This is a genomic window from Enterobacter cloacae complex sp. 302F9 (assembly GCF_050030335.1).
GTDB lineage: Bacteria > Pseudomonadota > Gammaproteobacteria > Enterobacterales > Enterobacteriaceae > Enterobacter > Enterobacter hormaechei_C.
The window spans coordinates 4,046,623-4,067,266 of the sequence record NZ_JBLGUC010000001.1; the positions used below are offsets into that span (position 1 = coordinate 4,046,623).

Annotated in this window: 20 protein-coding genes; 14 read left to right on the forward strand and 6 right to left on the reverse strand. The window is 58.8% G+C overall.

The window, feature by feature from the left end:
- Nucleotides 1-63: 63 nt before the first annotated feature.
- Genes hldE through ACQG0T_RS19605 form a run of 3 tightly spaced genes read right to left on the reverse strand, consistent with a single transcriptional unit; the run spans nt 64 to nt 5,713 of the window.
- Nucleotides 64-1,494 carry a bifunctional D-glycero-beta-D-manno-heptose-7-phosphate kinase/D-glycero-beta-D-manno-heptose 1-phosphate adenylyltransferase HldE gene (gene hldE, locus ACQG0T_RS19595; protein ID WP_015571898.1) on the reverse strand — a complete coding sequence of 477 codons (1,431 nt, stop codon included), beginning with the start codon at nt 1,492-1,494 and terminating at the stop codon, nt 64-66.
- A gap of 40 nt (nt 1,495-1,534) precedes the next feature.
- Complete coding sequence (gene glnE / locus ACQG0T_RS19600; RefSeq protein WP_023295459.1) at nt 1,535-4,390, reverse strand: bifunctional [glutamate--ammonia ligase]-adenylyl-L-tyrosine phosphorylase/[glutamate--ammonia-ligase] adenylyltransferase; 2,856 nt, start codon at nt 4,388-4,390, stop codon at nt 1,535-1,537.
- A gap of 21 nt (nt 4,391-4,411) precedes the next feature.
- Nucleotides 4,412-5,713 (reverse strand): inorganic triphosphatase, encoded by a 1,302-nt coding sequence (locus ACQG0T_RS19605; RefSeq protein WP_271040461.1) that lies wholly within the window; start codon nt 5,711-5,713, stop codon nt 4,412-4,414.
- Between the two features lie 237 nt (nt 5,714-5,950).
- Here ACQG0T_RS19605 and ACQG0T_RS19610 point away from each other — a divergent pair, with 237 nt between their 5' ends.
- Nucleotides 5,951-6,571 carry a TIGR04211 family SH3 domain-containing protein gene (locus ACQG0T_RS19610; protein WP_001303390.1) on the forward strand — a complete coding sequence of 207 codons (621 nt, stop codon included), beginning with the start codon at nt 5,951-5,953 and terminating at the stop codon, nt 6,569-6,571.
- Between the two features lie 60 nt (nt 6,572-6,631).
- A complete protein-coding gene (locus ACQG0T_RS19615; protein WP_017384033.1) occupies nt 6,632-7,873 on the forward strand; it encodes a multifunctional CCA addition/repair protein in 1,242 nt (413 codons plus the stop codon).
- A gap of 13 nt (nt 7,874-7,886) precedes the next feature.
- Here the strand turns inward: ACQG0T_RS19615 and bacA are convergent, their stop codons facing one another.
- Both bacA and folB read right to left on the reverse strand, forming a co-directional pair.
- Nucleotides 7,887-8,708: an undecaprenyl-diphosphate phosphatase gene (gene bacA / locus ACQG0T_RS19620; RefSeq protein WP_003862545.1), complete on the reverse strand. Its 822-nt coding sequence runs from the start codon at nt 8,706-8,708 to the stop codon at nt 7,887-7,889.
- Between the two features lie 106 nt (nt 8,709-8,814).
- Complete coding sequence (gene folB, locus ACQG0T_RS19625) at nt 8,815-9,183, reverse strand: bifunctional dihydroneopterin aldolase/7,8-dihydroneopterin epimerase (RefSeq protein ID WP_015571902.1); 369 nt, start codon at nt 9,181-9,183, stop codon at nt 8,815-8,817.
- A gap of 107 nt (nt 9,184-9,290) precedes the next feature.
- Between folB and plsY the strand changes: the two genes are divergently transcribed.
- The 10 genes from plsY (at nt 9,291) to ureG (ending at nt 17,105) form a co-directional block, all read left to right on the forward strand.
- Nucleotides 9,291-9,905: a glycerol-3-phosphate 1-O-acyltransferase PlsY gene (plsY, locus tag ACQG0T_RS19630; protein WP_017384031.1), complete on the forward strand. Its 615-nt coding sequence runs from the start codon at nt 9,291-9,293 to the stop codon at nt 9,903-9,905.
- A 92-nt stretch (nt 9,906-9,997) separates the two neighbouring features.
- Nucleotides 9,998-11,464, forward strand: a complete 1,467-nt coding sequence (locus tag ACQG0T_RS19635) for an MFS transporter (protein WP_040118127.1) — start codon at nt 9,998-10,000, stop codon at nt 11,462-11,464.
- A gap of 155 nt (nt 11,465-11,619) precedes the next feature.
- Nucleotides 11,620-12,447 carry an urease accessory protein UreD gene (locus tag ACQG0T_RS19640; RefSeq protein ID WP_015571905.1) on the forward strand — a complete coding sequence of 276 codons (828 nt, stop codon included), beginning with the start codon at nt 11,620-11,622 and terminating at the stop codon, nt 12,445-12,447.
- A 10-nt stretch (nt 12,448-12,457) separates the two neighbouring features.
- On the forward strand, nt 12,458-12,760 hold the full coding sequence (locus tag ACQG0T_RS19645; RefSeq protein WP_003862556.1) for an urease subunit gamma: 303 nt from the start codon (nt 12,458-12,460) through the stop codon (nt 12,758-12,760).
- A 10-nt stretch (nt 12,761-12,770) separates the two neighbouring features.
- A complete protein-coding gene (locus tag ACQG0T_RS19650; protein ID WP_015571906.1) occupies nt 12,771-13,085 on the forward strand; it encodes an urease subunit beta in 315 nt (104 codons plus the stop codon).
- Nucleotides 13,078-14,781 carry an urease subunit alpha gene (gene ureC / locus ACQG0T_RS19655; RefSeq protein WP_271040463.1) on the forward strand — a complete coding sequence of 568 codons (1,704 nt, stop codon included), beginning with the start codon at nt 13,078-13,080 and terminating at the stop codon, nt 14,779-14,781. Before ACQG0T_RS19650 ends, ureC begins: the two co-directional genes overlap by 8 nt.
- Before the next feature lie 9 nt (nt 14,782-14,790).
- Nucleotides 14,791-15,255: an urease accessory protein UreE gene (ureE, locus tag ACQG0T_RS19660; RefSeq protein WP_017384028.1), complete on the forward strand. Its 465-nt coding sequence runs from the start codon at nt 14,791-14,793 to the stop codon at nt 15,253-15,255.
- Between the two features lie 9 nt (nt 15,256-15,264).
- Entirely contained in the window at nt 15,265-15,804 is a 540-nt protein-coding gene (locus ACQG0T_RS19665) for a HupE/UreJ family protein (protein ID WP_023295464.1), read from the forward strand.
- Complete coding sequence (locus tag ACQG0T_RS19670; RefSeq protein ID WP_017692647.1) at nt 15,804-16,478, forward strand: urease accessory protein UreF; 675 nt, start codon at nt 15,804-15,806, stop codon at nt 16,476-16,478. Before ACQG0T_RS19665 ends, ACQG0T_RS19670 begins: the two co-directional genes overlap by 1 nt.
- Nucleotides 16,479-16,487: 9 nt before the next feature.
- Nucleotides 16,488-17,105 (forward strand): urease accessory protein UreG, encoded by a 618-nt coding sequence (gene ureG, locus ACQG0T_RS19675; protein WP_014071813.1) that lies wholly within the window; start codon nt 16,488-16,490, stop codon nt 17,103-17,105.
- Between the two features lie 72 nt (nt 17,106-17,177).
- Here the strand turns inward: ureG and tsaD are convergent, their stop codons facing one another.
- Nucleotides 17,178-18,191, reverse strand: a complete 1,014-nt coding sequence (tsaD, locus tag ACQG0T_RS19680; protein ID WP_015571911.1) for a tRNA (adenosine(37)-N6)-threonylcarbamoyltransferase complex transferase subunit TsaD — start codon at nt 18,189-18,191, stop codon at nt 17,178-17,180.
- A gap of 236 nt (nt 18,192-18,427) precedes the next feature.
- Here tsaD and rpsU point away from each other — a divergent pair, with 236 nt between their 5' ends.
- A complete protein-coding gene (gene rpsU, locus ACQG0T_RS19685) occupies nt 18,428-18,643 on the forward strand; it encodes a 30S ribosomal protein S21 (RefSeq protein ID WP_001144069.1) in 216 nt (71 codons plus the stop codon).
- 115 nt (nt 18,644-18,758) lie between these two features.
- Nucleotides 18,759-20,504: a DNA primase gene (gene dnaG, locus ACQG0T_RS19690; protein WP_003862574.1), complete on the forward strand. Its 1,746-nt coding sequence runs from the start codon at nt 18,759-18,761 to the stop codon at nt 20,502-20,504.
- The last annotated feature ends 140 nt before the right edge of the window (nt 20,505-20,644 follow it).

Here is a 20,644-nt window from a genome sequence, read left to right on the forward strand (position 1 = left end):
GCGTAGGTCGGGTAAGGCGCAGCCGCCACCCGACATAAAAAAACGGGCCTGTTGGCCCGTTTTTTACTGACTGTCTTTCTGGATCTTCTTAATGATGTTGGTGGTTGAACACCCGTCCTCAAAGTTGAGCACCATCACTTCACCACCATTTGCCCAGACCTCTTCGCTACCTGCGATTTGCTCTGGTTTGTAATCACCGCCCTTCACCAGCAGGTCAGGCAGAATTCCGGCAATCAGGCGCTGCGGGGTGTCTTCTTCAAATGAGACCACCCAGTCCACCGCTTCCAGCGCGCCGAGCACGATCATGCGCTGCTCCAGCGGGTTCACCGGACGCGTTTCACCCTTCAGACGTTTGGTTGAGGCATCACTGTTGACCGCCACAATCAGGCGATCGCCCAGCTTACGCGCATTCGCCAGATACGAGACATGACCCGCATGCAGGATGTCGAACACGCCGTTAGTCATCACCACTTTTTCACCGCGTTTGCGCGCGGCAGCAACGGCCACTTTCAGCTCGTCTTCGGTCATGACGCCAAAGCCGGTATCCGCACGCCCACGCACCGCGTTTTCCAGCTCGATTGGCGAAACGGTGGAGGTCCCGAGTTTACCAACGACCACGCCCGCCGCGGCGTTCGCGAAGTAGCACGCTTCTTCCAGGGAGTTACCCGCCGCCAGCGTCGCCGCCAGCACGCCAATCACCGTATCACCGGCACCGGTCACGTCGTACACTTCCTGCGCCTGGGTTGGCATATGCAGCGGCGCCTTGCCCGGTTGCAGCAGCGTCATGCCCTGCTCGGAACGGGTCACCAGCAGCGCAGACAGCTCGAAATCAGCGATGATTTTCATGCCGCGCTCAACCAGCTCTTCTTCAGTTTTGCACTTGCCCGCCACCGCTTCGAATTCAGAGAGGTTTGGCGTCAGCAGGGTTGCGCCGCGATAGCGCTCGAAATCGGTGCCTTTCGGATCGATCAGCACCGGTACGCTGGCTTTACGCGCCAGCTGGATCATGGTCTGCACGCTCGCCAGCGCGCCTTTGGCATAATCAGACAGCACCAGCGCGCCGATATTACCCAGCGCCTGGCTAATACGCTCGTGTAGCGGCTCAGGATCAACGCCTTCGAATCCTTCTTCGAAATCGAGGCGGATCAGCTGCTGATTACGCGACAGGACGCGAAGCTTGGTGATGGTTGGGTGGGTCGGAACAGAAACGAAGTCGCACTTCACGTTCACGTCCGCCAGCGACTGACTCAGGGCACGCGCCGCATCGTCAATGCCGGTCAGGCCCACCAGACGCGAATGCGCGCCCAGCGAGGCTATGTTCATCGCCACGTTTGCCGCGCCGCCTGGACGCTCTTCAATGGTGTCGACCTTAACTACCGGCACCGGCGCTTCCGGAGAGATACGGCTGGTCGGCCCATACCAGTAGCGATCCAGCATCACATCACCGACAACCATAACTCCAGCACGTTCAAACTCTGGCAGTGTTACTTTCATTCCTGACTCCAGAAAGATTCACAATTTGCGCGCGATAATATCACACTTGTTTTGTTACGCACGGTTCCACCAGCCACTTCTGCCAGCTTGTGGTCACCTGCGCGCGTTCATCGGCGAAACAGTCCAGCGCCACATGGCCCGGCTGTTCCTGTAAGGCCAGATGGTGCAACTCATCACGCAGCGTGGTGTAGGCGCGGGTTAATGCCTGCGCCTCCTGCTCATCCATAATGTCGTTCTGTGCCAGCAGTTCCAGTATGCGCACGTTATCCGACCAGCGGGTCAGCTTCGGCTTATCGTGCGCGTGCAGCAGCACCAGGTACTGAGTGATAAACTCGATATCGGTAATGCCGCCTTCATCGGCTTTAATATCAAAGCGATCGCGATGTTTGTTGCCAAGGTGCGCGCGCATCTTCTCCCGCATTTCCCGCACTTCGGTTTGCAGCGTACTGCCCTCGCGCGGGGTCGTCATGACCGCCTTGCGGATCGCATCGAACTGCGTTTTGAGCTGCGGATCGCCGTATACCACGCGGGCGCGCACCAGCGCCTGATGCTCCCACGTCCAGGCTTCGTTCTTCTGATAGTCGGCGAAAGCCTCCGTCGAGGTGACCAGCATGCCTGCCGCGCCGGACGGGCGCAGACGCGCATCCACTTCATACAGAATGCCGGATGAGGTGCGGGTGCTGAACAGGTGCATAATGCGCTGGGCCAGACGCAGGTAGAACTGCCGCCCGTCAATCTCACGTTCGCCGTCGGTCATGACGTCTGCCGGACAGTCGTGGAGGAAAATCAGATCCAGATCGGAGCTGTAGCCCAGCTCCCAGCCGCCCAGCTTGCCGTAACCCACCACCGCAAAACCGCGGCCTTCGCGCTCTGCAAGGTGTTTCGGCTGCCCGTAGCGGGCCACCATCTGCACCCACGCCTGATGGACAACCGCGTCGATGATCGCTTCCGCCAGCCAGGTTAAGTGATCGCTCACTTTCATTACCGGCAGGGTACCGGCGATATCTGCCGCCGCCACGCGCAGCATCTGCGCCTGCTTAAACTGACGAAGCGCCTCAAGCTGTTGCTCTTCGTCCTCTTCCGGTACGCGCAGCAGATACTGACGCAGCTCGTCGCGGTAGGCATCCGTCGCCGTCGGCTGATACAGCGTATTCGGGTCGAGCAGTTCGTCCAGCAGCAGCGGATAACGCGCCAGCTTGTTCGCCACCATCGGCGAGGCGGCGCAGAGAGAAATCAGGTGCTTCAGCGCGCCGGGAAACTCGCTTAACAGTTCAAGGTAAGTGGTACGCGTGACGATCCCGCTCAGCAGCGGCATCATGCGCGACAGCGGCACCGGCGCATCCTCGCGGGAGCAGACATCGCTCAGCAGATGCGGCATCAGATGATCCAGCACCTGACGACCACGTGGGCCAATGGCGCGTTTGTTCAGTTCGAAGCGGAAATCGGCAATCAGCGCCACCACGCGATGGCGGGCATCGTCGCTTAAGTGCGCCAGCACCGGCGTGGTGTCATCTTCCTGGAGCGCGTCCTGCCACAGCTCGCGCCAGTGCTCGGAGAGCGCATCGTCCTGCGATTCACTTTCGTCGTCGCCGATCAGATCGTTAAAGATGCGGCGCACGCCCGCCATTTGCGCTTCCAGCCGTTCCGTCAGCGCCGCCCAGTCATCCACCCGCATCCCCCAGGCCAGACGCGCCCGGTTCAGCTCGTCGCCCGGTAACGTCTGGGTCTGTTCGTCGTTGATACTTTGCAGCAAATTTTCCAGACGACGCAGGAAGAGATAAGAGTCACGCAGCGTTTGCGCATCGCCTTCCGGCAGCAGATGCAGCTGCTCGATAGCGCTCAGCGTCGGCAGCAGCGAGCGGGATTGCAGAGAAGGTTCACGCCCGCCGCGTATCAGCTGGAAGACCTGGACGATAAATTCGATCTCACGAATACCGCCCGCGCCGAGCTTGATGTTGTCCTTCAGGCCACGGCGACGCACCTCGCGGGCAATCATCCCTTTCATATTTCGCAGGGACTGGATCACGCTGAAGTCGATGTAGCGGCGGAACACAAACGGGCGCAGCATGGCGCGCAGCTCGTTGGCCCAGGCATCGTCGCTGTCACCCATGATCCGCGCTTTGACCATCGCGTAACGCTCCCAGTCGCGACCCTGCTCCTGGTAATAATCTTCCAGCGCGGCAAAGCTCAGCACCAGCGGACCGCTGTCGCCAAACGGACGCAAACGCATATCCACGCGGTAGACAAAACCATCCTGGGTGGGCTGATCCAGTGCCTTAATCAGCCGCTGCCCCAGGCGAGTAAAGAACTGGGCGTTGTCCAGCTCGCGACGACCGCCGCGCGTGGAGCCGTTCTCCGGCCAGGCAAAAATCAGATCGATGTCTGAGGAGAAATTAAGCTCGCAGCCGCCCAGCTTGCCCATCCCCAGAATCAACAGCGGTTGCGGAACCCCGGCTTCGCTGCACGGCGTGCCCCACTCTTTACAGCAGGCGGCGTAGAGCCAGTCCCGCGCGGCGACAATCAACGTCTGCGCCAGCTCGCTCAACTGCTGCAAGGTACTCTCTTCGCTCACCAGCTCCAGCGCCTGCGCCCAGGCAATGCGTACCATCACCCGGCGGCGGAACTGACGCAGTACGCGCATCAGCGTGGCTTCGTCTGCCACCTCTGCCAGCGCGGTTTGCAGCCAGCCAGCATAATGCCGCCACTCGTCAGCCTGCGGCGGCGCGCTTTCCAGCTCTGCCAGCCAGTCCGGGTTGGCGCTGACGCTCTCCTGCACAAAATCACTGAACGTGAGCACGCTTTTCGCCTGCTCGCTTAACGATGACGCGGGTAACGACTCAGGCAGGCGTTCGCAAACGGTCTGCCAGTGCTGCTGTAACTGCGAAGAAAGCGGCATATCAGGGGTTCCTTGCCAGAATTAACGTTTTCCGCTGTGCAGCCAGTACGGATCCTGCGAAATGGCCTCGTTGCGGAAATGCTCGATTTCGATCTGCTGACGGGTCTCGATGGCATGCTTCAGCCCCTGCCAGTTCTCCAGCCAGGCCTGCGCCTTCACGCCCTCATACGCACCTGACAGCAGCAACATGCTGTCAATGTTACGCGCCAGGCGGGGAAGCTGATCGCCATACTGGTCGCCCAGCGGATGCGCAAAGGTGGTTCTCAGCTCGGCCGCGTGACGGGAGAGGTGGATATCCGCAAAACGTTTGAAGTTTTCCGCAATTTTGGTCTGCCCTTTCGCATCGAGGAACGTGCGCCAGCCGCGCGTCACCAGAAACTCGGTCAGCGCCAGTTTCGCGCCGGCGTTTTGCGGGCTGTAGATCGCCGTTTGTGCCGACACGTCGGAAAGCATCAGCGTTTCGGTTTGAGTGAGCAAATCACGTAAGTGAGTGCTGGCTTTACGCGGTACAATGCCGCCAAAGAGCGTCAGGGTATGACGCACCAGCCCCATAGCGGCCAGCACCTGTTTTTTGGCATTTTTCACGTTACGCGCCCACAGCTCCTCGTGGTACTGCCACTGAGAGAGCGCCAGCTCCAGCGCCGCTTCCATGCCCTGCTCAACGGAGGCTTTCGGCACAACGCGCAGAATCGGGGTTTCTCGCAGCACGCGCGGCGCATTCCCGGCGGCCAGGTGATAGCCGCGTGCCGCTTTACTCAGGCTGCCCTGACGCAGGCCAGGCTGGTTCACCAGCTTGTGCGCCAGCTTCAGCACATCACTCGCCTCGCCTTCCAGCAGTTCGAGTTCCAATTCGCAGATCGGCTCCTGCTCTTCACCCGCCTTAATTTCACCCCGATCGAACGCGATCTCAATGCGGCTCTTGCCTTCCGACACCAGCCATTTTTCGCGCCAGAAATCGGTGCTGAACAGCGGTTGCGCCTCTGCCGACAGCGTTGCGGGCAGCGTCCCTTCCGGCCACACTTCCGCCGGAAAACGATCCAGCTCAAGTTCTGGCTTACTGATGTCGATATTGTATTCCGGACGCTGGTGCAAACCGCCCACCACGCGACCGGCGATTTTCATCGTCATCTCGTAGCGCCCGTTCGCACCCCGGATGCGCAGGCCCATATCGTGGTTGCGCAGCCAGTTGTCCGGCGTTTCGTAATAGATGTTGAGCAGCTGTACGGGTTCATGGTGCTCGCCGGACAGCGTATTCAGATGCTGGCGGAGCGCGTCAGCGCTGTCATTTTCGACGATAAACTTTAATTCGATCTCTTGTGCCATAGCCTTGTACTTTTGCGTGCGTCACAGACGCGTCGATGAAGGCGAACTTCCTCGCCATTTGTTTGTCAGTACATAGTATTTTGCGCCAAATTGCCACGCAATGAGCAATTTGACGGGCGTAAAAGTTTAAAGCGGTGGAAATCATGACACAGATGATTCCGATTGATGATGAATCCTTTGCGTAGCGACACTGATACCACTACTATCGTTCCACTTTTTATGAAAATAACGACTGATATGCTTAAATTACGCCTGATTGGACTTACTTTACTCGCTTTTAGCGCCGCAACCGCGGTCCACGCTGAAGAGAAACGTTACGTTTCTGATGAACTGAATACCTGGGTACGCAGCGGCCCTGGAGACAATTATCGCCTCGTGGGTACGGTAAATGCCGGCGAGGAAGTGACTCTGCTGCAAACCAATGCAGACACCAATTACGGTCAGGTTCGTGACAGCTCTGGCCGCACCTCATGGATCCCGCTGAAAGAGCTGAGCACGGTGCCAAGCCTGCGCACCCGCGTGCCGGATCTGGAAAATCAGGTGAAAACCCTGACCGATAAGCTGAACAACATTGACGGCACCTGGAACCAGCGCACCGCAGAGATGCAGCAGAAAGTGGCGCAAAGCGACAGCGTGATCGCCGGTCTGAAAGACGAAAATCAGAAGCTGAAAAATGAGCTGATCGTCGCGCAGAAGAAAGTGAACGCCGCGAATCTACAGCTGGATGACAAACAACGCACCATCATCATGCAGTGGTTTATGTATGGCGGCGGAGTGCTGGGCGTCGGTCTGGTGCTGGGTCTGGTGCTTCCTCACCTTATCCCAAGCCGTAAACGTAAAGACCGCTGGATGAACTAACTCGTCTTCTCTGCCACACTTACGTATCATCTTGCGAAAAGAGAAAACGGGAGTGTTGGCGTGAAGAGTTATCTGGTCGGTGGTGCGGTACGTGATGCGTTATTAGGTCTGCCGGTCAAAGATAAAGACTGGGTCGTGGTCGGTGCCACGCCCGAAGCGATGATTGACGCGGGCTACCAGCAGGTAGGCCGCGATTTTCCTGTGTTCCTCCATCCGAAAAGCCGGGAAGAGTACGCCCTGGCGCGTACCGAACGGAAATCCGGTTCCGGTTATACCGGCTTCACCTGCTATGCCGCGCCGGATGTGACGCTGGAGCAGGACTTACTGCGCCGCGATCTCACCATTAATGCCCTGGCGCAGGACGAAAAAGGCCATATTATCGATGTCTACGGCGGCCAGAACGATCTGCGTGACCGTCTTTTACGCCATATCTCCCCCGCCTTTTCTGAAGATCCGCTTCGCGTACTGCGCGTGGCGCGTTTTGCCGCCCGTTATGCCCATCTCAGCTTCCGCATCGCCGACGAGACGATGGCGCTGATGACGGCCATGACCGACGCGGGCGAGCTGGAACATCTGACGCCAGAACGCGTCTGGAAAGAGACCGAAAACGCCCTGACTACCCGCAATCCACAGGTCTTTTTCCAGGTTCTGCGCGACTGCGGGGCGCTGAAAGTGCTGTTCCCGGAAATAGATGCGCTGTTTGGCGTGCCCGCCCCGGCGAAATGGCACCCGGAAATTGATACCGGCATTCACACCCTGATGACGCTGAGCATGGCCGCCATGCTCAGCCCGGAGGTGGACGTGCGCTTTTCTACCCTCTGCCATGACCTCGGCAAAGGGTTAACGCCAAAGGAGTTGTGGCCACGCCACCACGGGCACGGTCCGGCTGGCGTGAAGCTGGTTGAAGGGCTTTGTCAGCGCCTGCGCGTGCCGAATGACATTCGCGATCTGGCAAAACTGGTGGCCGAGTTTCACGACCTGATCCACACCTTCCCGATCCTGAAACCCGCTACCATCGTCAGGCTGTTTGATAACATCGACGCCTGGCGCAAACCGCAGCGCGTGGAGCAAATTGCGCTGACCAGCGAAGCCGACGTGCGCGGCCGCACCGGGTTTGAAGCGTCCGATTATCCGCAGGGTCGTTTGCTGCGTGAGGCGTGGGACGTAGCGAAAGCGGTGCCAACGAAAGAGGTGGTGGAGGCAGGGTTTAAAGGCCCGGCGATCCGCGAAGAGCTGACGAAACGGCGGATTGATGCGGTTGCAGCGTGGAAGGAAAAACGTTGCCCTCAGCCGAAAGACTGAGGGCGGTCGGTCATCAGAAGAAGACCACGTACACGGCAGCCGCGACGATAAAGCGGTAGATCGCGAACGGAATAAACGAAATACGCTTAATCAGTTGCAGGAAGGTTTTGATGGCGATCAACGCCACAATAAAGGCGGTGATAAAGCCCACGGCGAACATCGGAATGTCGCCCACGGTCAGGAAGCCGATGCTTTTGTAGAGATCCAGCGCGGTGGCACCCATCATCATCGGCACCGCCAGCAGGAACGAGAACTCAGACGCCGCGTAACGGCTCACGCCCATCAGCATCCCGCCGGAAATGGTTGCCCCTGAACGGGAGAAGCCCGGCCACAGCGCCAGACACTGGAAGCAGCCAATCATAAACGCCTGGCGATACGTCATATCGTCCAGACCTTCCGCACGCGGGGTTTTTGGCTTCAGCACTTCGGCGGCAATCAGCAGGAAGCCGCCGACAACCAGCGCGTACATCACGTTAATCGGGTTGAAGAGCGATTTAATGGTGTCGTGGAACACCAGCCCCAGCACCACCGCCGGGATCATCCCGAGCAGAATATGAATCAGCGTCAGGCGCCCTTTGCCCTCTCCTTCACGCTGCGGCAAACGCCCGAAGTGGATACCGATCAGACCAAACAGACGTCGCCAGAACATCACGACCACCGCCAGGATAGAGCCCAGTTGGATCACCACCTCAAACGTCTTTGCGGTATCGCCTTCAAAGCCCAGGAGATGGCCAACGATAATCATATGGCCCGTACTGGACACCGGCAAAAACTCCGTCAATCCTTCGACCACACCCAGTATTGCCGCCACCAGCAGCGAGTGCATATCGCTCATCTATAAACCCCTAAAAAGATATAAAAAAACGGTGTCCCACGCGGACAACCGTGAAAGATACAGCTTTAAGACCGATATAACCTAAAATGGTTTAGCTATTATGACGTTAAATCTTTCCTTTCAGATTTGTGCCACGCTCGATAATCACGCCCACATTGGCGGCGCGCGCCACCGCTCCCGGCTTGCTTAGCTTAATGCGCACCCATGGGGAGTTAAATTTGCTCAGCAGCAGGTCTGCTACCTCTTCCGCCACACGTTCTACCAGCGCAAAACGTTGCCCTTCCACATGGGCGATGACCGTTTCACTGATGTCGGCGTAGCTCAGACAGTCATTCACATCATCGCTTTTTGCTGACTTGCGGTTGTCCCAGCCCATTTCGATATCGAACACCAGTTTCTGCTCGATGGTCTGTTCCCAGTCGTAAACACCAATTGTGGTGATTACCGAAAGTTGCTCTATAAATACAATATCCATCACGACCTGCCTGCTTTTTGGCTAAACCGGATACCACTTCCGGCGAATTATGCGTATTATCCACAGATGCTGAGAATACAGATACATTTTCAAAACGGAACAGCGTTATGAGTGCAATCGCGCCTGGAATGATTATCCTCGCCTACCTTTGCGGCTCAATCTCCAGCGCCATTCTGGTCTGCCGCATCGCCGGGTTGCCTGACCCGCGTGAAAGTGGTTCCGGGAATCCGGGGGCGACCAATGTACTACGAATTGGCGGCAAGGGAGCAGCCGTAGCGGTTTTGATTTTTGATGTTCTGAAAGGAATGCTTCCCGTCTGGGGCGCGTATGCGCTCGGCGTCACACCCTTCTGGCTGGGGCTGATTGCCATCGCCGCCTGCGTCGGCCACATCTGGCCCGTTTTCTTTGGTTTTAAAGGCGGTAAAGGCGTTGCCACCGCGTTTGGCGCGATTGCGCCGATCGGCTGGGATCTCACCGGCGTGATGGCGGGCACCTGGCTGCTGACCATTCTGCTGAGCGGTTATTCGTCGCTGGGCGCCATCGTCAGCGCACTGATCGCCCCGTTTTATGTCTGGTGGTTTAAACCGCAGTTTACCTTCCCGGTGTCGATGCTCTCGTGTCTGATCCTGTTGCGCCACCACGACAACATTCAGCGCCTGTGGCGGCGTAAGGAAACGAAGATCTGGACGAAGCTCAGGCGTAAAAAGAAAGACGCTCAGTAAACCGTTCGTTATGCCTTATAACCAAATGTGATTTTTGTCACCTTCTGCCTGTGGTAACTGTTAGAGACACAACACAACCACACAAAAAGAAAATGGCAGAAATCACAGATTCAACTCCCCTTCCAACGGCAGGAAATACCCCGGATGGCGACATCAAGTGGGTACGTAGCGCATCGGACGTTTCACGTCTCGTTAATGACGGCTCTCAGGGCCGGGCCAATGCCCGCATCGTGGTCGGTATCGCGCTCGGGGGAATTTTCCTCGATGCCTACGATCTCGGCGCGCTGGCATTCGGCATCAAAGACATCACCCGCGAATTTAACCTGACGCCCGCCGGTACCGGCATGGTGGCCTCGGCGATTACCTTTGGCGCGATTGTCGGGGCGCTGCTCGGCGGCTATCTTACGGATAAAATCGGGCGCTACCGCGTCTTTATGGCCGACATGGTGTTCTTTGTCGTTGCCGCTATCGCCTGTGCGCTGGCCCCTAACGAATATGTGCTGGCGGGCGCGCGCTTTGTGATGGGTCTTGGCGTTGGGATCGACCTTCCCGTCGCGATGGCGTTTCTCAGCGAGTTCGCCAGGCTGAAAGGCCCGGGGAATAAAGCCTCCAGCGTCGCAATGTGGTGCCCCACCTGGTACGCGGCCATCAGCATCTCTTATCTTCTGGTGCTCTTCTTTTACGCCGTGCTGCCGGAAAGCCACAGCGACTGGCTCTGGCGTCTGATCCTTGGCTTTGGCGCGGTGCCCGCGCTGGTGATTATCGCCATCCGCAGCCGCTATATGAGCGAATCCCCGGTCTGGGCGGCGAATCAGGGCAATCTGAAGGAGGCGGCGTCCATCCTGCGGCAGTCTTACAATATTAATGCCCACGTACCGCAGGATGCGCTCGACCAGCCCGCGCCTGTCGTGAACAAGGCAAAATGGTCGAACTACCTGAACCTGTTCCGCGGTATCTATCTGCGGCGTACCACGCTCGCCACGCTGCTGTCAGTGGTCTCCTCGTTCGCCTATAACGCCGTAGCCTTTGGCCTGCCGGTGATCATCTCCAGCTTCTTTGTGCAGTCGATGCTGACCACCATTCTGATCTCGCTGGCGCTTAACCTGCTGTTCGCATTTGTCGGCGGGCTGCTGGCGGTGCGCTATGTTCCGCGCTTCGGCGCATGGCGGATGTCACTGGCGGGTTATGCGTGCCAGCTTGCGGCACTGCTCGGCCTGGCGCTGATTGGCCGCCCTGACGGGGCTACGGAAGGCGTGGTCGCCGTCGCGATGCTGGCGCTGTTCCTGTTTGGTCAGGGTTTTGGTCCAGGTGCGCACACCATGACGTTTGCCTCCCTGAGCTACCCGACCTCGCTGCGCGGCGTGGGCGTGGGGCTTAACCAGACGCTGATGCGCAGCAGTTCAACGCTGTCACTGTTTCTGTTCCCGCTGCTGGTCGCCTCGCTGGATACCGCCGTGTTCTGGGTGATTGCGCTGGCGCCGTTTATCGGTCTGGCGTCGCTGCTGGCGATCCGCTGGGAGCCGTCGGGGTATGATGTGGATGCAGAGGATTATCGCTAGCCTTTCTTGCCGGGTGGCGCTGCGCTTACCCGGCCTACATTACTGAAACCGGCTCACATGAGCCGTTTTTTTATCCATAAGCGACTCATATGACAGCCTTCATTTCCGCCAGGGCATACTGAAACGTACCCCGATAGTGTGGAAATGGAAGCACCATGTTAGCAACTCAGGTCACTGATAATTCATACAAAGGCTGGCAGGCCTCGCTTGCCCTCCAGTTTTGTCATACCCCTGAGAAAACCCTCCTCCATTCCGCGCGTCACAGCGGGCCGCTCACCGTTCAGCGTCCGTTTTATCCCGAAGGGGAAACCTGCCACCTTTACCTGCTGCACCCGCCAGGCGGAATTGTGGGCGGAGATACGCTGGATATTTCCGTGCGGCTCGACGCCAAAAGCCATGCCCTCATTACCATGCCCGGCGCCAGCAAGTTCTATCGCAGCAACGGCCCGCTGGCCTGCCTCAGTCAGCATTTTTACCTCGACGAAGAGGCCACGCTGGAGTGGCTGCCGCAGGACACCATTATTTTCCCCGGCGCTAACGCCGCGCTGCGTTCCGTCTTTCACCTGCACGCCACCAGCACGCTGCTGGCGTGGGAGCTGTACTGTCTGGGCCGTCCGGTGATAAACGAAACCTTCAGCCACGGCACGCTGGAGAACCGCCTTGAGGTGTGGGTGGATGGCGAGCCGCGTCTGATTGAGCGACTGCATCTCAGCGGTGGCGATCTGACGCCCGTCGCGGACCATCCGTGGGTCGGCACGCTGCTGTTCTATCCGGCCCGGGAAGCACTTCTCGACGCGGTGCGTGCGCTTCTCGCCCCGCTGGAAAACGTTGGCGGGGCGACGCTCACCGACGATCTGCTGTCGGTGCGTTTTCTCTCCCACGACAACCTGATTTGTCAGCGGGTGATGCGCGATATCTGGCAGTCGCTTCGCCCGCTTTTAACTTCCAAAACCGCCTGTTCGCCGCGCATCTGGCAAACATAAGAGAAACGCTATGGAACTGACTCCCAGAGAAAAAGACAAGCTGTTGCTGTTCACCGCCGCGCTGGTTGCCGAACGCCGCCTCGCGCGCGGGGTAAAGCTCAACTACCCGGAATCGGTCGCGCTGATCAGCGCCTTTATTATGGAAGGCGCGCGCGATGGCGAAACCGTCGCCTCGCTGATGGAAGCCGGCCGCCACGTCCTGACGCGCGATCAGGTGATGGAAGGCGTGCCGGAGATGATCCCGGATATCCAGGTGGAAGCCACCTTTCCGGACGGATCCAAGCTCGTCACCGTCCACAACCCGATCGTGTAAGGAGCGCGTGATGATCCCAGGCGAATACCGGATCCAGTCCGGAAACATTGCTCTCAACGTCGGGCGCGAAACCCGAAGTGTGATCGTGGAAAACCACGGCGACAGGCCGATCCAGGTCGGATCGCACTACCACTTTTACGAGGTCAACCCGGCGCTGAAGTTCGATCGCGAAGCCACCCGAGGTTACCGGCTGAACATCCCGGCCGGCACTGCCGTGCGCTTCGAGCCCGGCCAGAAGCGGGAAGTGACGCTGGTGCAGGTGACGGGCGCACAGCGCATTTTCGGCTTTCGCGGCGAGGTCATGGGCGAGGTGAAACATGGCTGAGATTTCACGCCAGGCGTATGCCGATATGTTCGGCCCCACTACCGGGGATAAAGTGCGGCTGGCCGACAGCGAGCTGTGGATCGAAGTGGAAGACGATCTCACGATCTACGGCGAAGAGGTTAAATTCGGCGGCGGAAAAGTGATCCGCGACGGTATGGGACAGGGGCAGATGACCGCCGACGACTGCGTGGATCTGGTGCTCACCAACGCGCTGATCGTCGATCACTGGGGGATCGTGAAAGCGGATATCGGCGTAAAAGATGGGCGGATCTTCGCCATCGGCAAAGCCGGAAACCCGGACATTCAGCCCGGCGTGACAATCCCGATTGGCGCGGCAACGGAGGTGATCGCCGCCGAAGGGAAGATTGTCACCGCAGGCGGGATCGACACCCACATCCACTGGATCTGTCCGCAGCAGGCGGAAGAGGCGCTGGTGTCTGGCGTCACCACCATGATCGGCGGCGGCACCGGGCCTGCGGCAGGCACAAACGCCACCACCTGCACGCCGGGGCCGTGGTATATCGCCCGCATGTTGCAGGCAGCCGATACGCTACCGGTGAATATTGGCCTGCTGGGTAAAGGGAACGGCTCCAACCCGGACGCGCTGCGCGAGCAGATCGCGGCAGGTGCCATCGGGCTTAAGATCCACGAAGACTGGGGCGCGACGCCTGCGGCCATCAACTGTTCGCTGGAGGTCGCTGAAGAGATGGATATTCAGGTGGCGCTGCACAGCGACACGCTGAACGAGTCCGGTTTTGTCGAAGACACGCTGGCCGCCATCGCCGGGCGCACCATCCACACCTTCCACACCGAAGGGGCGGGCGGCGGCCATGCGCCGGATATCATCACCGCCTGCGCGCACCCGAATATTCTGCCCTCCTCCACCAACCCGACGCTGCCCTACACGGTCAACACCATCGACGAGCACCTGGACATGCTGATGGTTTGCCATCACCTCGACCCGGATATCGCCGAGGACGTGGCGTTTGCCGAATCCCGCATTCGCCGGGAGACCATCGCCGCCGAAGACGTGCTGCACGATATCGGCGCGTTCTCGCTCACCTCGTCAGATTCACAGGCAATGGGCCGCGTGGGGGAAGTGATTATCCGCACCTGGCAGGTGGCGCACCGCATGAAGGTGCAGCGCGGCGCACTGCCGGAAGAGACCGGCGATAACGATAACTTCCGCGTGAAGCGCTATGTCGCCAAATACACCATCAACCCGGCGCTGACCCACGGCATCGCCCATGAGGTCGGTTCTATTGAGGCGGGCAAGCTGGCGGATCTGGTGGTCTGGTCCCCCGCCTTCTTTGGCGTCAAACCCGCCACCATCGTCAAAGGCGGGATGATCGCCTGCGCGCCGATGGGCGACATCAACGCCTCGATCCCCACGCCGCAGCCGGTACATTACCGCCCGATGTTTGGTGCCCTTGGTGCCGCACGCCACACCACGCGGCTGACGTTTGTCTCTCAGGCTGCTGATGCCAGCGGCATTCCGCAACGGCTCGGACTGCAAAGTGCCACCGCGGTGGTGAGAGGCTGCCGGTCGGTGAAAAAGGCCGACATGATCCACAACGATTTACAGCCGAATATCACCGTTGACGCGCAAACCTATGAGGTACGCGTCGACGGCGAATTGATCACCAGCGAACCGGCAGAGGTTTTGCCGATGGCGCAACGCTATTTTCTGTTTTGAGGAGTCATGATGATCTATTTAACCCAACGCCTGGACCATGCGCATCCGATTACCGCCAGCGTCACGCTACCGATTGATGTGCGGGTAAAAAGCCGCGCCCGCGTGGCGCTGAACGACGGCCGCGAAGCCGGGCTAATGCTGCCGCGCGGCCTGCTGCTGCGCGGGGGCGACCTGCTGACTACCGACGATGGCAGCGAGGTGATCGAAGTGATCGCCGCCCCGGAGTCGGTTTCCGTGGTGCGCTGCGCCGACCCGTTCCTGCTCGCCCGCGCCTGTTATCACCTGGGCAATCGTCACGTACCGCTGCAAATAATGCCTGGCGAACTGCGCTACCACCACGACCACGTCCTCGACGATATGCTGCGTCAGTTCGGGCTGGAGGTGACCTTCGCCAGCCTGCCGTTTGAACCGGAAGCGGGCGCTTACACCAGCGATGCCCACAGCCATAGCCACTCTCACGCTCATTCACATTAAGGACTCATCATGCGCAAGTACTTACCGCTGTTACTGCTGGCTTTTTCCGTTCCGGCGCTTGCCCATCCCGGCCACGGGACCGACAGCTTCCAGGCAGGATTTCTCCATCCGCTGACCGGGCTGGATCACCTGCTGATGCTGACGGGGGCTGGCGTGCTCTCCGCCCTGAGCGGCCGCAAGCTGCTGTTGCCGTTAGCGACGCTCGGCATGATGCTTGCTGGTGCCGTTGCGGGCAGCCTGCTCGGCGGCTTTAGCGGCATGGAGATGCTGATTATCGCCTCGCTGGCGCTCTGCGGCGTGATGATGTTTAAGACCGAAAATCGCCTGCTGCTGGCGGTACCAGCCCTGGCGATGTTCCACGGCTGGGCGCACGGCGTGGAGATGTCCGGCCACAGCTTCTGGCTCTTCACCAGCGGGTTTATGTTAGCCAGCGCCACGGTGCTGTGTGCCAGCTTCGCGGCAGGGCTGCTGCTGCGCCGTCACGACGGCCTGCGTAAAACCTTCGGCGGCGGGCTGATCGTCTCCGCCCTGCTGGCGCTGATGAGCTGATGGAGCACGCCCGCCAGCGGCTGCGCCTGATGCAGCTCTCCAGCAGTAGCCTGCCGGTCGGATCGTTTACCTGGTCGCAGGGGCTGGAGTGGGCCGTTGAGGCCGGGTGGGTCACGGACGCTGAGGCCTTCAGGCGCTGGCAGATCCAGCAGATGGAGCAGAGCTTTTTCTGTGTCGACCTGCCGCTGTTTATCCGCCTGTATCGTGCCTGCGAGAAGCAGGACGTCGCGACAGCAAAACGCTGGACGGCATACCTGCTCGCCTGTCGGGAAACGCGCGAGCTGCGCGATGAAGAACGCAACCGTGGGGCGGCCTTTACGCGCCTGATTAAAAGCTGGGAACCCGCCTGCCCGCCAGAATGGCTGCCGCTGTTGATGCGAAGCCAGCTCGGCGGCATGGCGTGGCTCGGCGTGCGCTGGGGCATTAGCGCGCGCGAGCTGGCGCTGAGCCTCGGCTACAGCTGGATTGAGAGCGCGGTGATGGCGGGCGTCAAGCTGGTGCCGTTTGGGCAGCAGGCAGCACAACAGCTGATTATCGACCTGAGCGACCATTTTGCCGCCGGGTTTGAACAGGCATTTTTACGTGGCGACGACGCGCTGGGGGCCGCTACGCCGCTGTCGGCCATCGCCTCCGCGCGCCATGAAACCCAATATTCACGACTATTCCGTTCCTGAGGAGTCAACATGGCTGATTACAAACATCCCCTGCGCGTGGGCGTGGGCGGCCCGGTAGGGTCGGGCAAAACCGCCCTGCTGGAAGCGCTCTGCAAGGCGATGCGCGACACCTATCACCTGGCGGTGGTGACCAACGATATCTACACCAAAGAGGATCAGCGCATCCTGACCGAGGCGGGTGCGCTGGAGCCAGAGCGCATCGTGGGCGTGGAAACGGGCGGCTGCCCGCATACCGCCATCCGCGAAGACGCCTCAATGAACCTGGCGGCGGTGGAAGCGTTGAGCGAGAAGTTCGGCAATCTGGATCTGATCTTCGTGGAAAGCGGCGGGGATAACCTGAGCGCGACCTTCAGCCCGGAGCTGGCGGACCTCACCATCTACGTCATCGACGTGGCCGAAGGGGAAAAAATCCCGCGCAAGGGCGGGCCGGGGATCACCAAATCCGATTTTCTGGTGATCAACAAAACCGACCTCGCGCCGTACGTCGGTGCGTCGCTGGAGGTAATGGAGCGCGACACTAATCGCATGCGCGGCGAGCGTCCGTGGACGTTTACCAACCTGAAAGCGGGTGACGGTTTAGCGACGATTATTGCGTTTCTGGAAGAGAAAGGAATGTTGCGGGTGTAGGGTGGTTTATTGCACGTTAGCACACGTGGATCTTGTAGGCCCGGTAAGCGCAGCGCCACCGGGCAAAGAAACTCACGCCTCAGGCAGTTCCGCCAGCGGCCAGCGCGGACGCACAGACACGCTCAGGTCAGCCGTTGCGCCGGCGTTCAGACGCACCATCCCGGCGTAGGCGATCATCGCCCCGTTATCGGTGCAAAATTCAGGACGCGCATAGAACACTTCCCCGCGACGCTTTTGCATCATCTCAGCAAGCTTCGCGCGCAGCGTGCGGTTAGCGCTGACGCCACCGGCCATCACCAGACGCTTAAAGCCGGTCTGATCCAGCGCGCGCTTGCACTTGATCATCAGCGTATCCACCACCGCGTCTTCGAACGCACGGGCGATATCGGCACGGGTCTGCTCACTGTCGTCATTATTGCGGATAGTATTGGCCGCGAAAGTTTTCAGGCCAGAGAAGCTGAAATCCAGCCCCGGACGGTCGGTCATCGGCCGCGGGAAGACAAAGCGCCCTTCCGTTCCCTGCGACGCCATTTTCGACAGCATCGGGCCACCCGGGTAATCCAGCCCCAGCAGCTTGGCGGTTTTATCGAAGGCTTCACCGGCAGCATCGTCGATCGACTCGCCCAGCAGCGCGTACTTGCCAATGCCCGTTACGCTAATCAGCTGGGTATGCCCACCGGAAACCAGCAGCGCCACAAACGGGAACTCTGGCGGATTGTCTTCCAGCATCGGCGCCAGAAGGTGCCCTTCCATATGGTGAACCGGAATGGCCGGAACATCCCACGCGAAGGCCAGCGAACGCCCTACCGTTGCGCCGACCAGCAGCGCGCCGACCAGGCCCGGCCCTGCGGTATAGGCCACGGCATCAATATCTTTTGCACTCAACCCGGCCTCTTTAAGCGCCGCCTGAATCAGGGGAACCGTTTTACGCACGTGGTCACGAGAGGCCAGTTCAGGCACGACGCCGCCGTAATCAGCGTGCAATTTCACCTGACTATACAGCTGGTTGGCCAGAAGCCCTTTTTCGTCGTCGTAAATCGCGATGCCGGTTTCATCGCAGGATGTTTCAATACCCAGTACACGCATGACTTGTTTTACCTCGTTTCAATACCGCGCAGTGTAGAGCCTGGGCGGATTGTTGTAAAACTTTGTTCGCCCCAGGAAGAAGCCTCGTGTATACTCCTCACCCTTATTAAAGTCCCTTTCAAAATCGCATCGGTGCTTTACAAAGCAGCAGCATTTGCAGTAAAATTCCGCACCATTTTGAAATAAGCTGGCGTTGATGCCAGCGGCAAACCGAATTTATTAAAGGTGAGAGTTACATGCCGGTAATTAAAGTACGTGAAAACGAGCCGTTCGACGTAGCACTGCGTCGCTTCAAACGTTCATGCGAGAAAGCAGGTGTTCTGGCTGAAGTTCGTCGTCGTGAGTTTTATGAAAAACCAACGACCGAACGTAAGCGCGCTAAAGCTTCCGCTGTGAAACGTCACGCGAAGAAACTGGCTCGCGAAAACGCACGCCGTACTCGTCTGTACTAATCTGTTGAGGGCCACAGCCCTCAATTGACAGACAGAGTTGTAGTCGTAAGGCCGTGCTTCCGGAAGGAATGCGCGGCTTGTTTTCGTTTATAAGTCGCTTAAATTTTTGGGGCATATGGCCGGAAGAATCCCACGCGTTTTCATCAATGACCTGCTTGCCAGAACCGACATCGTCGATCTCATCGACGCGCGGGTGAAGCTAAAAAAGCAGGGCAAGAACTACCATGCGTGCTGTCCGTTCCATAACGAAAAAACCCCCTCTTTCACCGTAAACGGTGAAAAACAGTTCTACCATTGCTTCGGCTGTGGCGCACACGGTAATGCCGTCGATTTTTTGATGAACTACGACAAGCTCGAGTTCGTTGAAACCGTCGAAGAGCTGGCGGCGATGCATAACCTTGAAGTGCCGTATGAAGCAGGCAGTGGGCCAAGTCAGATCGAGCGCCATCAGCGGCAAACGCTGTACCAACTGATGGATGGCCTGAATTCGTTTTACCAACAGTCTCTTAAGCACTCTGCGGCTGAGCCTGCGCGTCAGTATCTGAACAAGCGCGGACTGAGTGACGATGTGATTGCGCGTTTCGCTATTGGTTACGCCCCGCCCGGCTGGGACAACGTGTTAAAGCGTTTTGGCGGCAATAGCGAAGATCGTAAATCCCTCATCGACGCAGGCATGCTGGTCACCAACGACCAGGGACGAAGCTACGACCGCTTCCGTGAACGGGTGATGTTCCCGATCCGCGACAAGCGTGGCCGGGTGATAGGTTTTGGTGGTCGCGTGCTGGGTGATGCCCTGCCGAAATACCTTAACTCCCCGGAAACCGATATTTTCCATAAGGGCCGCCAGCTTTACGGTCTTTATGAGGCACAGCAGGATAATGCGGAACCTCCGCGTCTTCTGGTCGTCGAAGGCTATATGGATGTTGTTGCGCTGGCGCAGTACGACATTAACTATGCCGTTGCGTCGCTGGGAACGTCCACCACGGCGGACCATATCCAGCTGCTGTTCCGCGTCACCAACAACGTGATTTGCTGTTACGACGGTGACCGCGCAGGACGCGACGCCGCCTGGCGAGCGCTGGAAACCGCGTTGCCGTATATGACCGACGGGCGTCAGCTACGCTTTATGTTCCTGCCCGACGGTGAAGACCCGGATACGCTGGTGCGTAAAGAGGGCAAAGCGGCGTTTGAAGCGCGGATGGAGCAGGCTCAGCCGCTCTCCACGTTTCTGTTTAACAGCCTGATGCCGCAGGTTGATTTGAGTACCCCTGACGGGCGCGCGCAGCTCAGCACGCTGGCGCTGCCGTTAATCAGCCAGGTGCCCGGCGAAACGCTGCGCATCTATCTGCGTCAGGAGTTAGGCAACAAGCTCGGCATTCTGGATGACAGCCAGCTTGAACGTTTAATGCCGAAACAGGCTGAAAACGGCACGGTACGCCCCGCGCCTCAGCTAAAACGCACAACCATGCGTATACTGATAGGGTTGCTGGTGCAAAACCCCGAACTTGCTCCGCAAGTGCCGTCGCTGGCGGGTTTGAACCACGAAAAATTGCCCGGGCTTGGCTTATTTTCAGAATTGGTCAACACTTGTTTGTCTCAGCCAGGTCTGACCACCGGACAACTTTTAGAGCATTATCGCGGCACAAAAGAGGCCGCTACCCTTGAAAAACTGTCGATGTGGGACGATATAGCAGATAAGGATATCGCAGAAAAAACGTTCACCGACTCGCTCAACCATATGTTTGATTCGATGCTTGAGTTGCGCCAGGAAGAGTTGATAGCTCGCGAGCGCACCCATGGCCTGAGCAGCGAAGAACGCCGGGAGCTCTGGATGATTAACCAGGAACTGGCGAAGAAATAAAAAATTTAACGGCTTAAGTGCCGAATATCGATCGGGAAGCCCCCGGCAGCCGCACTGAGAGGCAGCGGCAAAAATATAAGTACGCCCTCGCTTTAAAGGTTGGCAGCCCATCGCCGACACCAATCAAACGAATTAAGTGT

Excerpts from the sequence above, each read along its gene's own strand:
- hldE (WP_015571898.1), bottom strand. The coding sequence starts at position 1,494 with ATGAAAGTAACACTGCCAGAGTTTGAACGTGCTGGAGTTATGGTTGTC.
- glnE (WP_023295459.1), bottom strand. The coding sequence starts at position 4,390 with ATGCCGCTTTCTTCGCAGTTACAGCAGCACTGGCAGACCGTTTGCGAA.
- ACQG0T_RS19605 (WP_271040461.1), bottom strand. The coding sequence starts at position 5,713 with ATGGCACAAGAGATCGAATTAAAGTTTATCGTCGAAAATGACAGCGCT.
- ACQG0T_RS19610 (WP_001303390.1), top strand. The coding sequence starts at position 5,951 with ATGCTTAAATTACGCCTGATTGGACTTACTTTACTCGCTTTTAGCGCC.
- bacA (WP_003862545.1), bottom strand. The coding sequence starts at position 8,708 with ATGAGCGATATGCACTCGCTGCTGGTGGCGGCAATACTGGGTGTGGTC.
- folB (WP_015571902.1), bottom strand. The coding sequence starts at position 9,183 with ATGGATATTGTATTTATAGAGCAACTTTCGGTAATCACCACAATTGGT.
- plsY (WP_017384031.1), top strand. The coding sequence starts at position 9,291 with ATGAGTGCAATCGCGCCTGGAATGATTATCCTCGCCTACCTTTGCGGC.
- ACQG0T_RS19635 (WP_040118127.1), top strand. The coding sequence starts at position 9,998 with ATGGCAGAAATCACAGATTCAACTCCCCTTCCAACGGCAGGAAATACC.
- ACQG0T_RS19640 (WP_015571905.1), top strand. The coding sequence starts at position 11,620 with ATGTTAGCAACTCAGGTCACTGATAATTCATACAAAGGCTGGCAGGCC.
- ACQG0T_RS19645 (WP_003862556.1), top strand. The coding sequence starts at position 12,458 with ATGGAACTGACTCCCAGAGAAAAAGACAAGCTGTTGCTGTTCACCGCC.
- ACQG0T_RS19650 (WP_015571906.1), top strand. The coding sequence starts at position 12,771 with ATGATCCCAGGCGAATACCGGATCCAGTCCGGAAACATTGCTCTCAAC.
- ureC (WP_271040463.1), top strand. The coding sequence starts at position 13,078 with ATGGCTGAGATTTCACGCCAGGCGTATGCCGATATGTTCGGCCCCACT.
- ureE (WP_017384028.1), top strand. The coding sequence starts at position 14,791 with ATGATCTATTTAACCCAACGCCTGGACCATGCGCATCCGATTACCGCC.
- ACQG0T_RS19665 (WP_023295464.1), top strand. The coding sequence starts at position 15,265 with ATGCGCAAGTACTTACCGCTGTTACTGCTGGCTTTTTCCGTTCCGGCG.
- ACQG0T_RS19670 (WP_017692647.1), top strand. The coding sequence starts at position 15,804 with ATGGAGCACGCCCGCCAGCGGCTGCGCCTGATGCAGCTCTCCAGCAGT.
- ureG (WP_014071813.1), top strand. The coding sequence starts at position 16,488 with ATGGCTGATTACAAACATCCCCTGCGCGTGGGCGTGGGCGGCCCGGTA.
- tsaD (WP_015571911.1), bottom strand. The coding sequence starts at position 18,191 with ATGCGTGTACTGGGTATTGAAACATCCTGCGATGAAACCGGCATCGCG.
- rpsU (WP_001144069.1), top strand. The coding sequence starts at position 18,428 with ATGCCGGTAATTAAAGTACGTGAAAACGAGCCGTTCGACGTAGCACTG.
- dnaG (WP_003862574.1), top strand. The coding sequence starts at position 18,759 with ATGGCCGGAAGAATCCCACGCGTTTTCATCAATGACCTGCTTGCCAGA.